At 65.8% G+C, this 17,358-nt stretch carries 4 protein-coding genes; all 4 read left to right on the forward strand.

Going from position 1 to position 17,358, the window contains the following annotated elements; genetic code table 11:
* The first annotated feature begins 74 nt into the window (after positions 1-74).
* Genes AB0I38_RS19985 through AB0I38_RS20000 form a run of 4 tightly spaced genes read left to right on the forward strand, consistent with a single transcriptional unit; the run spans position 75 to position 17,342 of the window.
* Positions 75-2,888 (forward strand): DEAD/DEAH box helicase, encoded by a 2,814-nt coding sequence (locus AB0I38_RS19985; protein ID WP_358469714.1) that lies wholly within the window; start codon positions 75-77, stop codon positions 2,886-2,888.
* Positions 2,885-8,377, forward strand: coding sequence for a class I SAM-dependent DNA methyltransferase (locus tag AB0I38_RS19990; protein ID WP_358469717.1), 5,493 nt, complete (start codon positions 2,885-2,887; stop codon positions 8,375-8,377). The genes AB0I38_RS19985 and AB0I38_RS19990 overlap by 4 nt, the downstream gene beginning before the upstream one ends.
* Complete coding sequence (locus tag AB0I38_RS19995; RefSeq protein WP_358469720.1) at positions 8,374-15,066, forward strand: DEAD/DEAH box helicase; 6,693 nt, start codon at positions 8,374-8,376, stop codon at positions 15,064-15,066. Before AB0I38_RS19990 ends, AB0I38_RS19995 begins: the two co-directional genes overlap by 4 nt.
* Positions 15,063-17,342: a UvrD-helicase domain-containing protein gene (locus tag AB0I38_RS20000; RefSeq protein WP_358469723.1), complete on the forward strand. Its 2,280-nt coding sequence runs from the start codon at positions 15,063-15,065 to the stop codon at positions 17,340-17,342. Before AB0I38_RS19995 ends, AB0I38_RS20000 begins: the two co-directional genes overlap by 4 nt.
* Positions 17,343-17,358: the final 16 nt, after the last annotated feature.

Raw genomic sequence — 17,358 nt, forward strand, 5'->3', positions numbered from 1 at the left:
TACGCAAATGCACGCCCACTTATCGTGACGGGTGGATGGTCGATGTAACCGGTATCTCCTCGTTTGTTCGTGGCATGGATGCCACCTTCTACGACCGACTTGATGCTGTTCAGGAGTTGGATCCGCGTAAGACCAAGCTGGTGCCGGACGACTCGCCGAACCACCGTCGCTCCCGGCTTTTCCTTGAAGCGGTCATCCGGAAGACGTTCCTTCCGCAGACCGAGCATGGCCTGGCGCTGGCGACCAATTTCCTCATGGACCAGCAGGTCCACCAGTTGCGGCCGGCCGAACTGGCGCTGTCGATGAAGAACCCGCAGCCGCGGATCCTGATCGCCGACGTGGTCGGCCTCGGCAAGACCCTGGAAATCGGGGTGCTCCTGGCCGAGCTCATCCGACGCGGGCGTGGCGAGCGGATTCTGGTGGTGACGCCGCAGCACGTGCTGGAGCAGTTCCAGCGTGAGCTTTGGACCAGATTCGGGATCCCGTTGGTGCGCCTGGACTCGACCGGTATCCAACGGGTGCAGCAGGATATCCCCGCAGGGCGCAACCCGTTCGCGTACTTCAAGCGTGTGATCATCTCCATGGACACGCTGAAGGGCGATGTGTACGCGCACCACCTGGAGCACACCGACTGGGACGCCGTCGTCATCGACGAATCCCACAACCTCGTCAACCGGGGCACGAAGAACAACGCACTGGCCCGTCTGCTGGCCCGTAAGACGGACGCGCTCGTGCTGGCCTCGGCCACCCCGCACAACGGCGACGTCGCCTCCTTCGCCGAACTGGTCAGACTGCTGGACGAGGCGGCGATCGCCGACCCAACCCACTACGAGGTGGAGAACCTCAGCCATCTCTACATTCGGCGCACGAAGACTTCGCCGGAGGTACGTGAGTCGCTCAAGGGCGCCTGGGCGGATCGCGGCCCGTCCAAGCCTCTCCCCGTAGCAGCCACTGACAAGGAGCTGGCAGTCTTCAAGGAACTGGTAACGCGGTGGATTCCCGCTGATCCGTCGGTGCCGTCGGTGAGCAGGAATCTGCTTGTTCCGTATCGGTTGCTGAAGTCGTTCCTGTCCTCGCACAAGGCCCTGCTGGAAACGATCAAGACCCGGATCGGAACCCTCGACGACCCGGCGGCCGGCAAATCCCGGACGCGGCAGACACGGAGCGAGGAGGCCGAAGCGGCTCGGAAGGTAGAGCGCGCCGCGCTGGTCGACCTGCGGCACCTCGCCGAACAGATCGAGGATCATGACTCGGCGAAGCTGGCCGCACTGGTTGATGAACTCCGCTGTATGGGTGTCGGGCCCGGATCTGATACCCGTGTGGTGGTGTTCTCGGAGAGCATCCCCACCTCGAAGTGGCTGGCCGAGAAGGTCCCTGCGGCCCTGGGTTTCAAGCGTGTCGCCGGCACCGACGAGAAGAAGCCCTGGCTGGGATTCGGCGGGTCCGTGCTGGTCATGCACGGCGAGGCCACTACAGATCAGGAACAACAGGCCATCGTCGAGAAGTTCGGTTTGCGCGATGACCCCGTCCGCATCCTGTTCACCGGAGACGTCGCCTCCGAAGGCGTCAACTTGCACCAGCAGTGCAACCTACTGATCCATTACGACCTGCCCTGGTCCTTGATCCGTATCGAGCAGCGCAACGGCCGCATCGACCGGTACGGACAGGAAAAGCCCCCCGAGTTCCGGGCGCTGATCCTCACCAGCGACCTCCCGTGGCGCACGGATGAGACGACGGGACAGCCACGCACGCTGGATGACCGGCTGGTCGGGGAGAAACTCCTCAAGCGTGAGGAGGAGGCCCACAAGATCGAAGGTTCTGCCGAGGCCGTCACCGGCCTCTATCGCGCCAAGGAAGAGGAGAACCGCCTGACCCAGGATCTGATCGCGGGTCGTACGGTCGAGGAGTCCATCAAGCAGTCCCAGCAGGGCGGGACGGCCTTCCTCGCCGGGCTCCTGGGCCAGGTGGGCGCGGTCCACGAGCACCCTGAAGTGCCCGACGCCGTAGTGCCCAGCCTCTTCCGATCTACCGCCGACTACTTCGAGGAGGCGCTGCGGCAGATCTGCCGCCCGAATCCCGAGGACATGCTGTCGCTGCGACGCGACGACGATGGCACCATCGCCTTCGAGCCACCGCGGGACCTGTTGCACCGGCTCAAGGCGCTTCCCAAGTCCTACCTGGACGAGCAGCAGATTCTGCCGCGCAAGTCGGAGCCGGGGCGGATGCGCATCACCTTCGTCAAGGAACTCGCCGCCGCACGCCTGAAGGCGGCACGAGAGACCACCGCCTCCCAGTGGCCGAACGTTTCGTATGTCACAGACGTCCACCCGGTCCTGGACTGGCTCACGGACAAGGTCTTGGTCGAGATCGGCCGGCACCAGGCTCCCGTGCTCGCCGCCGCCGTGGATGCCCCGACGTACCTTGTGCAGGGCATCTACTCCAACGCGCTGGGCAAGCCCACCATCGTCGAATGGATGGCCGTCTCCCATCTTCCCGGAGATCCCGTCGTGGTGCCGCTGACCGCCGAGGTGCTGGACCGCTACGGCGTCGGCCCCAACATGCCCGGTCGCGCCGCTCCCCGGGACCTGCCTGGTCTCAGCACTTTCGTGCCGGACGCGATCGACGCCGCCCGGCGGCACGTCGCCGCCCTCGAAACGGAGTATCGCCGGCTGATCGACGAGACCCTCGCGCCTTACCGCGAACGCGTCGCCGCGTGGCGGCAGGAAGCGCTCTTCGCCAGCGCCCGGCCGAAGGAAGCGGAGCTCAATCGGACAGCCAAACGGCGGCTGAAGCTGGTCAAGTCCCTGGAGACAGCAGGCGAGCCGATGCTGCGCCTGCTGGCCGTCCTTGAGCCGCACACCGCCGCCGATGGAGGCACCACGCGATGAGCACAGACTTCGACACCTTCACCAATCGCGGCGAGTACCTATCCGCGCACTACTTCGCCGAACAACTCGGCGCCGATCTGAAGAAGGGCCTGTTCGCCGCCTGGGCATCGAGAGAGGGCGATGAGAACGACCCGCGCAAGACTCCGCGCGAGCTGCTGCGCACGCTGCGCAGCCTTTATCTCGCGGAGGACATGCGTGGCTACTTCGCTGAGACCACCCAGGCCGACGCCGGCGACGAAGCCCGGCTAGCTACATACAACAACCCAGGGTGGGTCAAGCGGCTCGCGGAGTGGCACCAGATGATCCTGCGGGCCCTGGGCTATGATCCGGCCCCGGCTGAACTCACCATGCACCGCGCCGGCCGCGACCACTCTGTCACCGTCGCCTACCACGGTCACGGCATCATCGCTCTCGACTGCGGCTGGTCCGCCGTCAACGACGCCGCCCTCAACGCCGACGGCGCGGGGCGACTGCTGTCGCCCCTGCGCGTGAGCGGGAGCGAGTCGTACGAAACAGGCCCGGCTCTGGCCTCCTGGCTGTTCCAGAGCGAGGTCGGCAAAGCGGGCGGCCCGCACCCCCGCTTCATCCTGCTGCTGTGCGGCGGTGTGATCCTGCTCGCCGACCGTCAGGCCTGGAGCGAGGGCCGCTACCTCGCGGTCAACCTGGACGCCGCGCTGGAGCGCAATGACCGGGGGCAGCAGGGCGAGCTCGCCACCATCGCCGCCCTGTTCAGCCTCGACATGCTGCGCCCCGGCGAGAATGATCGGAGCCGGGCGATCGATGCCCTGCTCAAGCGCTCCGGCGACAACGCGGTCGGCGTCTCCAGCGAGCTGCGCCATGGCCTGCAGCGCTCGGTGGAGATCATCGCCAACGAGGTCCTGCATCGGATGGCCGAGCCGGCGAACAACGTCGTCCCCGCGAACATCGAAAGCCTCAAGATCCCCTTCGCCAGGGAACTCACCCGCGAAGCGCTGCGGTATCTCTACCGCATCCTGTTCCTGCTGTACGCGGAAGCCCGCCCCGAGCTCGGCATCCTGCCTGCCGACGACGGATCGTACGAGGCCGGCTACTCCATGGCTCGGCTGCGAGAGCTTGTCGAACGTGATGAGGAACTCGTCGAGGAGGAGGCCAGGAACGGTTTCCACCTTTTCGCCTCCCTTGATGTCCTGTTCAACAAGGTCAACTTTGGTCATCGCGCTTACGGTACGGAACCGGACGACGATCAGCCCGGTGACGACGAGCAGACTCGCCAGGCCAAGGCCGCCCACCGCAGTGAGGACCGTGGCCTGCGCTTCGAGCCGCTCCGCAGCGAGCTTTTTGAGCCGACCGCCATCCGGCTCATCGGCACCGGTGTCCTGGATCCTCGCTGCGACGAGGACGATGAGCCGCGCTGGCTCGACCTGCGTCTGCGCAACGAGGCCCTGCACGAGGTGCTGCGGCTGCTCACCATGAAGAAGGGCAAACGAGGTGAACGCGGCGGCTTCATCTCTTATCGAAACCTTGGCATCAACCAGCTCGGCGCCGTCTACGAGGGGTTGATGTCCTACACGGGCATCATCGCCGAGGAAGAGTTGTGCGAGGTGGCCAGAGGCGGCGACCCGGACCAGGGATCTTGGCTCATCCCGTCCTGGAAGCAGGACCAGTACCCCGACCAGACCCTCGTCCACTATGGCGAGGACGACGCCCGCAAGGGTTTGCGCGGTCCCAAGAAGTACGACAAGGGCTCCTTCGTCTACCGGCTCGCCGGCCGCGACCGGGAAACGTCCGCCTCCTACTACACCCCTGAGTCACTGACCAAGGTCACCGTCGAGCTCACCCTCAAGAACCGTCTCGACCAGGAGCGAGATGAGAACGGGAAGGTGATCGAGACCCGAGCCTCGGAGCTGCTGAGGTACAAGATCTGCGAACCAGCGCTCGGCTCGGGCGCGTTCCTCAACGAGGCCATCAACCAGGTCGCCGACGAGTATCTGCGTCGCCGCCAGAAAGAACTCGGCATCAGCATCCCGGCGTCCGACGCGGTCACCGAGAAGCAGCGGGCCAAGGCGTACATCGCCCTGCACAATGCCTATGGGGTCGACCTCAACGCCACCGGCGTCGAGCTGGCCGAGGTGTCACTGTGGCTCAACACCATGCACCCAGGCATGCGCGCGCCATGGTTCGGTCTGCACCTGCGCCGCGGCAACTCGCTCATCGGCGCGCGCCGGGCGGTCTATGCGGGCGACCACGTCTCAGGCAAGGACAAGCTCTGGCTGAAGGCCAAGGGCGCGTCGGCGCCGACGCCGCTCGCCTTCCCCACGGACGGCGAGTCGCCGTCGCTTCCCGATGACGCGGTGCACCAGTTCCTGCTTCCGAACGTCGGCTGGGCCGCGGTTACGGGCTGGACAGAGGCCAAGGACCTCGCCAAGGAAGGCGTGGAGCAACTCGCCTCCTGGAAGAAGGGGATCCTCCAGCGCCCCCAGCGCAGCACGGCGCATCTCAACAAGGACGGCACCCGCAAGCGCGACCCCAAGACCCAGCGACCGAAGCGGGAGACACCCTCGCAGTTCACCCGGCTGCGGGACGCCGCCCGACGGGTCGAGTTTCTCTGGGCGGCCGTCGTCAAGCGCATGGAGCTCTCGGAGAAGGAGATCGCGCGCCGGATCGATGTCTGGAAAGCCGATCCAAAGGATCCCGAGTACGCCTTCCTACAGTACCCCGACCGGCCGGTGCCCAAGGAAAAGGTGCTGGAGGACCTCTTCAAAGCCGTCGAAACCCCCTATTGGCGGTTGAAGACGGTCATGGACGCCTGGTGCGCCCTGTGGTTCTGGCCGGTCGACAAGGCCGGGCTGCTGGACGGGACCGACGGCGAGTACGCGGCCCGAACCGCGGTCAGCGACGCGGACGGTCTCCGCGAAGTGCTTGGCGAAGTGCCCCTGACCGTGGAGAAACCCGAGGTACGTGACTTGCCGCAGCCGCCGGTCGTCCCGGCGTCAACGGCTGGACCGCGTTACGTGGAGGCAGTGACCCTGTTCTCCGTAGGACCGGAACAGACCACCATCTGGGGGCTGGACCCATCCGCCGATGATGACGTGGTCGTGGAACTGCAGAAGGTCGGGCCGACAGGGACGAAGAAGGCCGCGAAGCCGAAACCGGAGAAGCGACGGATCGTTCCGCTCAAGGACCTGGACGACTGGCTGGAGTTCCTGGAAGCCATGCTGGGCCGGGCCGATGTGCCCGCCGGCACTCTTCTCGACGCTTCCAAGAGCCTTGACGAACTGAAGCAGTTCGAAGAGACGATCCCCACCTTCATGGGGATGGACCCCGGCAACCCGGAGGACCGGTTCCCGTGGCTTCGGACGGTCCGCGACATCGCGAAGGAACAGGGATTCCTGCACTGGGAGCTGGAGTTCGCTCTCGTCTTCGCTCGCGGCGGCGGCTTCGACCTTCAGGTGGGTAACCCGCCATGGGTGCGGCCCCGCTGGAACGAGTCCGCCGTCCTCGCGGAGCACGAGCCGTGGTTCGAACTGGAGGCCAAGGCGTCCGTGGCCGAGAAGGACCGGCGGCGCGCGGAGGTTCTCAAGTCCCCAGCGGCTCGGCGGTATGTGCTTGGCGAGCTGACGAACACGAGCGCGCAGGTCGCCGTGTTCGGCTCCGCGCAGATGTACCCGCTGCTGACGGGCACCCAGCCTGATCTGTACAGAGCCTTCATGTCACAGGTCTGGGCGCACACCTCGGATGACGGAACCGCCGGGATGGTGCATCCGGACACGCACTTCACGGGCGACAAGGAGGGAAGCCTACGGGAGGCGGCGTATCGGCGCCTCCGCATTCACGGGGACTTCGTGAACTCCGGGCAGCGGTTCTTTCCGCGTCCGGTTGGTGATACCGCGCACTTCGGAGTTCACGTTTACGGATCTCCAGGAGAGATCGGCTTCGACCACCTCTCTTGGCTGGTTTCCGTGGACGCGCTGCGTCACTCCGCCCAGCACGACGGCTCCGGAGATGTACCAGGTGTCCGGTACCGAAATGGCGAGTTCGACGAACGTCCCCACCGGGCCCGCGTCATCCGGGTGGACACGCACCAGCTCTCCGTCTGGCAGCGCATGCAGGACGAGGCCGACCAGCCCGTCGAACAGGCTCGTCTGGTCTTCCCTGTCAGCACGGATGAAGCTTCGGCGATCGAGGCCCTGGCGAACTATCCGCTACGGCTTGGTTCCTTGTCTCCACAAATTTCATTGGGGTTCAACGAGAGCGGCGCGAAAAAGGGCAACCTGATCGACTACAACCGCCCCGACCCCACCACCGGCCAGGAGTACCGTCCGGACAGCTGGCGTCGGGTAGTCCTCAAGGGTACCCAGCTGAGCGTTGCCACGCCGGTATTCAAGCGGCACGACGCCAACAGCAACGACCCATACGGTGCCGATCTCGTCGCTCTTCCGCCGTATTTCGTTCCCGATACCGCATACGTGCGGGTGCCCGGGAGAAGCCGTGAGTTTCTGGCCGAGCAGGAACGTTGGACAGATTATCGGGCCCTCGCGCGCCTGCGGGTGAGGGACAATGCAATCATTCGGCTGCGGCGATGGATCGCATTGGCCGAACGTGTCCCTGAGGTGCAAGTGACTCCGGAGAAGGTCGAGGCCGAGCTGGTGCGGCTGGCCCAACGCCGGTATGTAACTTTCCACCGACTTGCCTGGCGCCGCCAAATTGCCCCCAACACTGAGCGAGCGCTTTACGCCGCACTCGTTCCGCCCGGCCCGGCGCACATCGATGCCATGAACAGCCTCGCCATGGCTGATGCCCGTCTCACTGCGCTGGTCGCTGGGTTTTGGGCGGCTCTACCGCTGGACTACTTTCTGCGGGCAACCGGTCGCGGCGACCTTCGGGCTACCGGCGCCAAAGCCATGCCCGCCCCCGCACTCGACCACCCACTCGCTGCCGCTCTCCTTCTCCGCACGCTGCGCCTGAACTGCCTCACGCAGGTATATGCCGATCTCTGGGCCGAGCTCTACGACCCTGCATGGCACGGCCAGGAGTGCTGGGCACGCGAATGGCCAGGACTTCAGCGACTCGACGAAGTGACCCCGGACTGGCGCCCCGAGACGCCGCTCCGTACCGAGCGGGCTCGCCGGTCCGCTCTGGTGGAGATCGACGCCCTGGTAGCGGTCTGGCTGGGTATGGACGCCGACTCCCTGATCGCCGCGTACAAGGGCCGATTCCCTGTGCTCCAGAAGTACGAGGCCGTGACCTGGTTCGACGCCCACGGCTGGAAGTTCGCCGGCAATGCGCGCACCATTGGGCAGCGGCAGACCAAGGAGACCTGGCAGCAGTTCCTGGCCTACGACGCTGACCCGAAGAAGGCCCCCGTGCCTGACGGCTACACGCTGCCTTTCTACAAGGCAAACCGAGAGACGGAGATGCGAGAGGCACACGCCGTCTTCAAGAAGCGACTCGACGACGCGATCGCCCATGGTGAATGGGACCCGATCAAGCAGGAGGTGCCGAAGCCGTGAGGCCGACGCTTCAGGCACGGGCGCTCAAAGAGAGCCTGCTGCAGTACCTGTCGACGACGTACGCCCTCAGCGACGAGGGCGCACGCGAGGCCCTGCACCGCTTCCTCGGCGACGAGACGTCAGGGATGTTCAGAGGACCGTACCTGCGGATCCACACTCCCTTCACAACCGCCGGTGATGAGTGGCGCGAGCATCTGGAATGGCGGCGAGAGGGGTTCACCCCTTACGCCCACCAGGCGGCGGCGTTCGCACGACTGACGTCCGCGAACGGGCACACGCCGCAGCCGACCCTCATCACGACGGGCACAGGCTCGGGCAAGACGGAATCGTTCCTCTACCCGGTGCTCGATCACTGCCGCCGGGAGCGGGAAGCAGGGAAGACCGGCGTTAAAGCGGTGTTCCTGTATCCGATGAACGCGCTCGCGACCGACCAGGCGGAGCGCATCAACGATCTACTCACGCAGAACAGCGAGCTGGGCAAGCTGTGGGCCGGGTTGTACATCGGAGATCGGGCGGTGACGCGGTACGAGAAGGTGCGTACCCGGCGTTCGGACATGCAGATGTCACCACCCGACATCCTGCTCACCAACTACAAGATGCTGGACCTGCTGCTGCAACGCGAGGACGACACTCCACTGTGGCGGGAGTCGGACATCCGATACGTCGTGGTGGACGAGTTCCACACGTACGACGGAGCCCAAGGCACCGATGTGGCGATGCTCCTGCGGCGGCTCGCGTCCTCGGTCGGGGTGTCCGAGAAGGGACGCCCGCTGGGCAGCATCTGCCCGGTGGCGACGTCGGCGACGCTCGCGTCGGGCACGGACGACGACGGGGTGAGGCGCCTGCTGGAGGTGGCGACCGACGTCTTCGGCACGGAGTTCACCGAGGAGTCGATCGTCGGCGAGAACCGGGTGCCGGTGGAGGAGTTCATCCCGCTCACCAGCGTGACGATGCAGCGGCTCCCGGCACCGTACGAGCTGCTCGCACTGCCTGACCCCGCTACCGGCGAGGAAGCACTGCTCGACCTCATCGAAGCTGTGACTGGAGTCCGCGACGCTGATCCCAGACGACTGGGCAAGGACCTGAAGCGGCATCTGTTCACCCGGGCGGTGATGCAGGCGCTGGGCGGTGAGCTGAAGACCAGCGCCGAGGTGCTGGACGTCATGTGGCGAGTGGGCGCGGCCGGCTGGGCGGAGGCAGTGGTCCGGCAGCCGGAGAAGGCCGCCGAGGCGCTGGCCCGGTTCGTGGCGCTGCTGTCGTACGCTCGCGACCCTAAATCCTCGCCAGAGGAGCCACGCCCGCTCGTCCACGTCGAGGCGCACCAGTGGGCCCGGTCGGTGTCCCGGCTGCTGCGCGGGGTGCTCCCCTGGCCGAAGGCGGAGTTTCGCTGGGATGCGGCGGGCATGGCGGATGCGAGTGCGACAGATGGTGAGCGCACGGCACCGGCGACGACGGCGACGTCGGCACAGAACGCGAATCTCTTCCTTCCGGCCGTGTACTGCCGCGACTGTGGGCGGTCGGGCTGGGCGGTGTTCTCACCGGAGAGCGACGACCACGATGTCCAGTTCGACACGTTCAAGATCAGGCGTGCCTCGCTCGGGCAGGACAAGGCCAGGGTACGGAACCTGATCGCGGCCACTGAGCGGGAGGCACGAGAGGGCTCCGGTGTGGGGCCCGCGTCCGCCGACCGGCGAACTCACAGCACCGGGGCAGCGCAAGGCGCCGGCGGCGTGCTGCTGGTCCTGGACGGTGTGCGCAAGCGGCTGCGGCCACCCGATCCGGTCAACGACTACGACAAGGACACCAAAGAGCCGCGGCTGACAGCCCGCGACTCGGCGTTCGTACTGGTCCACTTCGGTGGCACGGTGGCGAACACCGCCGCCAAGGAGGACTGGTGCCCGGCATGTGGCGAGCGCAATGCGATTCGCTATCTGGGCACCGGTAGTGCCGCCATAGCCGCGGCGTCGATCACACAGTTGTTCACCGGCGGGGAACTCGACAAGAGCCGGCACGAAGACAAGACACTGATGTTCAACGACTCGGTGCAGGACGCCGCGCACCGAGCCGGCTTCGTCGCCAACCGCTCGTACACCTTCTCGCTGCGTGCCCTGTTGGCCGAGCACCTGTGCAACGATGAGCCGACGGCGCTCCACGATCTCATCTCGGATGTGGTCGGGGCCACCACGGACAAGGGAATTCTCGCCGCGGTGGTGCCGCCGGACCTGCATGTTTACAAGGGAGTAGACCGGCTACTGTCCGGCCAAGGGCGCGGCGGTAACTTGGCGACGTGGCGGCTGATCGGCCAGCGGCTCGCCTTCGAAACCCTGATGGAGTTCGGATTCCGCTCCCGCAACGGTCGCACCCTGGAGCTGACCAGGACCGCTGCCGCACATGTGCGCATCGATGATCCGGCCGCTGTAGTTGCGCTGGTCAGGAGGATCCATGAGGAGTGCGTGCAAGACAGAGTGCCGCTGCTCGCTCAGGACAACGCCAGGTATCTGGCGTTCGTACGGATCTTCTTGGAGCGACTTCGAACCCGTGGTGCGGTCGCCCACAGGTGGCTGAGCAGATACGTGGACGATGCTGGAACCAGCCGCTACTACATCTGGGGCAAGCGCGAGCCCGGCATGCGAGCCTTCCCCAAGCGTGTCGCGGCCCCGGTGTTCCTGCTGAACCAGCCCAAGAATGACAGCGACTTCGACTTCGCCACTGGGCGACTGTCCTGGTATGAGCGGTGGGTCGGCCGCTGCCTTGGGCTGCCGCGGGAGATATCGCCGGAGTTCTGGTCGCGGTTGCTGCCCGAACTGGCCGCATTGGGGCTGCTGTCGGTGCGCACTCCACGTGACACTTCGTTGCGCGTCTATGGTCTCAAGCCGGGAAACATCGAGGCCCAGCTGCTGGACGATGAGCAGGTGCGGCACGCGTACGTGCGCTGCCCGGTGTGCTTCTGGGAGCAGACGGTTCACCCGTCGCTCTTGGACCAGTGGCATGATCAACCCTGCCAGTCCTACCGCTGCCGAATCGGTCGACTGGTCGCCGGCGACCGGCCCGAAGGGCTGGGCGTGCATCATCGCGACCGCGACTACACCCGCGACTACTACCGGGGCCTGTATAACAGGGCGGGAACCTACCAGGTGGTCACCGCCGAGCACACCGGCATGCTGACCCGCCCGCAACGCGAGCAAGTGGAAAGGGCCTTCAAAGAAGGCGAAGGTTTCAAGGATCCCAACGTGCTCTCCTGCACTCCGACGCTGGAGATGGGCATCGACATCGGTCGGCTGTCGGCCGTAGTCCTGGCCGCCCTGCCACGCCGCCCCGCCTCGTACGTTCAGCAGGTCGGGCGGGCGGGACGGAATACGGGTAACGCGTTCCTGCTGACGATCCCGGATCGTAGGCGCCGTGACCTGTACTTTCTGGAGCGCCCCAAGGATTTGATCGCCGGCACTATCGTGCCGCCGGGCTGCTACCTGTCGGCTATCGAGATCCTGCGCCGTCAGTTCCTGGCCCATCTGCTGGACCTTGCCGCAGCTGGACGGCTGGTGCGCGCGGACGGCATCGCGCTTCGCGCGCTACCACACAAGGCGCCCCGTCTGTTCGGCCCGTCTGGCTACCTAGCTGACCTTATGGAGGCGGCACTCGCCCAAGGCGAAGAACTCGCGGACGGATTCCTGGAGCTGTTCCCCACCGGTGTCAATGACCAGGCTATGGCCGATCTGCGCGAGTATGCCACGCACGGTCTTCGATCCGCGGTCGAGGAGGCCGAGCGGGAGTGGTTCCGCGGCGAGCGAGCACTGCGGGAGCGGCTGCGCGAGATCGACGAGGCCCACGGTGAGCTCCATGACTCAGACCAGGACCAGGCGCGGCAGAAAGCCGAGCTCGACGCCGAACGACGCGGTGTCGGGCGGCACCTGATGAACCGGGGGGAGACCACAGCACAGACCGCGCTGTGTGACCTGGGGCTGCTGCCGAACTACGCACTGATCGACTCCACGACCGTCCTGTCGGCGACCATATACGGGGAGGACGGAGCAGACCCCGCGACGGGCAGGACGATCTACACCTCCGAAACCTACGCCTACGAGCGGCCTCGGCGTATCGCGCTGGAGGAGCTGGCGCCTAGTAACACGTTCTATGTCAACGGTTACAAGCACCAGATCAGCGGCCTGGAGATCGCCACCGGCGGCCAGCAAGAGTGGCTCACCTGGCGGATCTGCCCCAGCTGCGGATACGTGCGTACCGAGAACGCCAAAGAGGACCGCTCGGAGTGTCCGCGCTGTACGACCGCCCACATCGCGGATGACGGATCGTGCCTGTTCCAGGTCGTCGAACCGGCCACCGTCACCTCGCGCGACAAGCGGGAGGACGCACGGATTCGCGACGACAAGGACAATCGGGACCGCCGTTTCTACACCGTTGTGGACGCCGTGGACATTCCCACAGAGGACATCGAGCCCGGCTCGTGGCGGCACGCTCATCAGACGTTCGGCGTCGACTACTGTCGTCGCGCCATGATCCGGCGGATCAACGTCGGGCCGGTCCGCTTCGACGCCCAGGCTCGCGACAGCTTGGCCGGACACCAGGTGCGCCTCAACCCGTTCCACGTTTGCACGGTGTGCGGAGCGGCGAGTGCAGATGGTCAGCCGGTTTTCGACCACCATACCGATGAGCTGGACTCTTTGACCGCCCGCAGCGGGCGGCTCAAGCACCACCGCCCGTGGTGCCCGCTGCGCCGTGGCAAAGAGAGCGGAGCCAGGGAGGAGCGGGTACTGCTCGCTCATCAACTGCAGACCGAGGCACTGCGGGTGCTGGTCCCGGCCGCTACCGCGAACGTCGACGCCAAGGTGCACTCCTTCAGGGCCGCGTTGCGCCTCGGTGTGGACCTCCACTTCGGTGGAGATCCACAGCACTTGGCCACCACGGTGGCGTCCATGCCGGACGAGACCGGAGAGCGTCGGTGGTTCCTGGTGCTCTTTGACTCCCTGCCCGGCGGGACGGGCTATCTCGATCGGCTCACCGACCCGATCGCGTTCCGCGACACCCTGATGGCGGCGTACGACATGCTGCAGAGCTGTCTGTGCGCCGAGGAGCAGCGCCGGGCTTGCCATCGTTGCCTGCACCGTTATACCCCGGAACCCTTCCAGGACATCGTCTCGCGTCAATCCGCGATAACGATGCTGGAGTCCCTGCTGTTCACCAAGGACGGTGAGGACGGCTGGGAGACCAAGAGGATTGAGCACACCGGGCTGGTCGGCCTGGACGCCCAGGTGGAATCCGACCTTGAGGCCCGCTTCCTGGCGGCCCTGCGGGACTGGGTGAAGGTCACCGACGACGCCTCCCTGGACGAGGACGGCCACGCTAGCGGGCACTTGCGTTTCACCGGCGGCTCCGGCGTGACGCACTGGCGGCTGACCGCACAACAACAACTCCAAGGCACGATCAGCGACTTCACCTTCACTCGTGTCGACGGTCCGGTCCAAAGCGTCAAGGTCTATCTCGAAGGCTTCCGGTTCCACGCCGGCCGCGAGCACAACCACATCGCCACCGACGCGGCGAAGCGCACCCTCCTGCGTGCCGAAGGGGCCGTCGTCTTCCAGATCACCTGGGCCGACATCGACCTGTTCGAGAAGCAACCCACCCGTACCAAGCCGGTCTGGCCGCCGTACCGGGGGGCTGCGCAGGAGCAGGCCAAGACGGCGTACGAGCAGTACGGCGGGCAGCGCGCCCGCTTCTCCCCCGCCGTCTTCACCAACCCGATCGAGACCCTGATCGCCTACCTGCGCGACCCGGATCCGGGCCGCTGGGCCCGCAGTGCGCGTGCCCTGGTGACCGGGCTCACCGCCCAACCGGGCACCACCCAGGTCGCGGCGACTGGACGCCGCAGCGAACTCGTCACGGCTCTGCGTGACCAACTGGCCACCTTCGCCGGTGCCGAACGCCACGACAAACCCGTCGTGCCGGACGGCGTCGGCATCGGCCCTGTCCATGTCTTCCGCTCGCAGGACGACACAGGGCTGCCCATCGTGTTCGTCCTGGATGCCGCCGATCCCGAGGCGCTGAAGTGGACTGCTCTCGCCATCCTTGACGACAGCGACGCCGTGCTGGACACCGACGAGCACAAGGAGCGCTGGCGGTCCTGGTTGTACTGGACCAACCTCACTCAATTCCTGTCCCTGGCCGGTGCCGACGGCGTCCAGCTCGCCGCTAGCAAGGCTGCCGACCTCGAGGTCGAAATTCTCGCGGTATGCGGTGGGCTCGGCGAACTTGACTCGCTGATCGGGGTGCCCGCAGGTGTCGTCACACCTGTCGTTTCCGGTGGCTCGACGGCCGAGCAGGCGTTCCGGGACGCCCTCTGGGACGAGGACATCCTTGAGATCCTGCGTGAAGAGCCCAACGAGGCGCCGGACCTGATCCGCCTCGCTGAAACTCTGGCTGACCACGGTAAGCAAGCCCCTGTCTTCGGCTTCGAACTGGGTACCAGCCGTTGGCAGGCCGACTTCGCCTGGCACATTCAGGGCATCAAGATCGCCGTGGTCTCCGCCCACCAGGGCGTGGCCGACGATGAGGCCCAGCGGCGCGATGCCGCGTACATCGAGGACGGCTGGACGGTCCGCACCGCCACCGAATGGCTCGCCCACCTCGACGACCTACTCGAAAAACTACCCAACGCGGAGAAAGGTGCCACCCGATGACCGCCCGGCTCAGCCTGTATCGCAAAGCCGAACAGGAGCTGTACAAGCTCGACGGCTCGGTCAAGGGCCAGTTTTACAACTTCTGCCACAATTTCCGGGAGGATCCCGAGCGGAACGGACTTAGGAAGAAGAAGCTCAAGGGCGACTCCCGCATCTGGTCCGCTCGAGTCGACCACGACTACCGAGCTCTGCTCACCCCCATCGGGGTCGATGCGGACGGCACTGAGAGCTGGCTGGTCATCGCAGTCCGACACCGTAAGGACGTCTACGAAGAGCTTCAGATCGCGGTCAACCGGGTCACCGGCGAGATTGAGTTCGTCGACCTCGCCGTCGTCGGCGACAGCGCCCTGCGCAGGGCCGGCATCACCCTAACCCCCACAGAGCCGGAGGAGCCCACTCCCGAGCCCACTCCCGAGCCTGAACCCGAACTTGCGGTCTCGGCGCTGCTGGCTGCGTACGACGCCGGGCAGCTGCGTGAGCTCGGCGTCGCCGAGCAGCTGATCGAACTGGCACTCACTGTGACCACCAGCGGCGAGCTCGACCAACTCCTTGAGGGAGCACCGCTGCTGTCAAAAGACGTCCTCTACGGCCTCGCCGCCGGGATGGATCTTGACGAAGTGCGCAAGGAGATCACAGCGCCGGTCGAGCTCGACCATCGCCCCGACCCCGACGACTTCGCCACAGCTCTTACACGTACCAAGGTGACCACGGTCGACGACGACCTACGCCAGATCATCGAAGAGGGCGACTTCCGTGCGTGGAAGGTCTTCCTTCACCCCACCCAGGAACGCATCGTCCGTCGCCACTATAAGGGCCCCGCCCGAGCCTCTGGCGGTCCGGGCACCGGCAAAACCATCGTTGCCCTGCATCGCGTCAAGCACCTCGCCGAGCAGTTGCCCCCAGGTCAGGACAGACCAATCCTGCTGACGACATTCACCAAGAACCTCACCACCGACCTACGCCTGCGGCTCGCCTCGCTCCTCGAACCCAAACTTCTGGCCCGTGTCGACGTCGTCCATATCGACCAGCTCGCCGCTCGCGTTCTGGGCGAGAACACCGCCCCCGGACACGCCAAGCAACGCGTCTATGACCACCTGGCCCTGAACGAGATGCGCCAGTTGCTGGCCGAACTCGACGAGCGGCGCTGGGAGGCTGAGTTCCTCCTCGAAGAGTGGGAACAGGTGATCCTCGGCCAGTCGATCACTACCCGATCCGAATACTTCAAGGCCCGCCGTGCCGGGCGCGGCCGGGCACTGACCCGTCCCGAGCGCAACCACGTCTGGAAGCTCATCGAGCAGTTCACCGCCCGCCTCGACCAGCTCGGTGTCGAAACCTGGGGCCAGGCCGCCGAGCGCGCCGCCCGCTTCGAGATCGAACGTGCGGCGAAGATCCGGGATCGTCAGCTGCTCGTCGACAGTGACGACAGTTCAGGCATGCGCTACCTCGGCTATCGCTACCGGCACATTGTGGTCGACGAGGCCCAGGACCTGCGCCCCGCGCACTGGAAGATGCTGCGTGCCATGGTCGATACCGACCTGCCCAACGACATGTTCATCCTCGGCGACGCCCATCAGCGCATCTACGATCACCAGGTCGCGCTCAGTGTTCTCGGTATCAATATCAGGGGCCGCGCTTCCCGCCTGACCCTCAGCTACCGCACGACCAGAGAGATCCTCGCCGAGGCCCTCCGCGTCGTAGACCCCAAGGGCAAGAGCCTGAAGGTGTCTTACGACGACCTCGATGAGGGCACCGACACTCTCGCCGGATACCGCTCAGTCCTTCATGGCCCCAAACCCGATTTCGTCCAGTACGGCACCTGGGATGATGAACTATCAGGGCTTGGCACCACCTTGAAGACCTGGTGCGAAGAACTGTCCACCGACGACAATGGCGCTCCCCTCGACCCAAGCGGCCGTATCGCCGTGTGCGTCGCCGACCGGGACATGGTCAGCCAGACCATGTACTACCTGGCCAGCAAGGCGGGCATCACCTGCGCCGAGCTAACCAAAGACGGTCCCAAGGGCGACGGCGACGTTCACGTCGGCACTATGCATCGCTTCAAGGGCCTCGAATATCAGCGGCTCGTCATCGTCGGCGCCAGTGACGGCATCATCCCGCGTACCAACGTCATTGAGCGATACCGCACCGAAGACCCGCTTCGCTATGAGCGCGAGCAGCGCAAGGCTCGCTCCCTGCTGTTCGTCGCCGCCACCCGCGCTCGTGATGCTCTGACCGTCAGCTGGCATGACAAGCCCAGCCCTTACCTTCCAGTGTGAGCGCGGAGTCCTGGAC

Source organism: Nonomuraea cavernae, from assembly GCF_040655715.1.
Lineage (GTDB): Bacteria > Actinomycetota > Actinomycetes > Streptosporangiales > Streptosporangiaceae > Nonomuraea > Nonomuraea cavernae_A.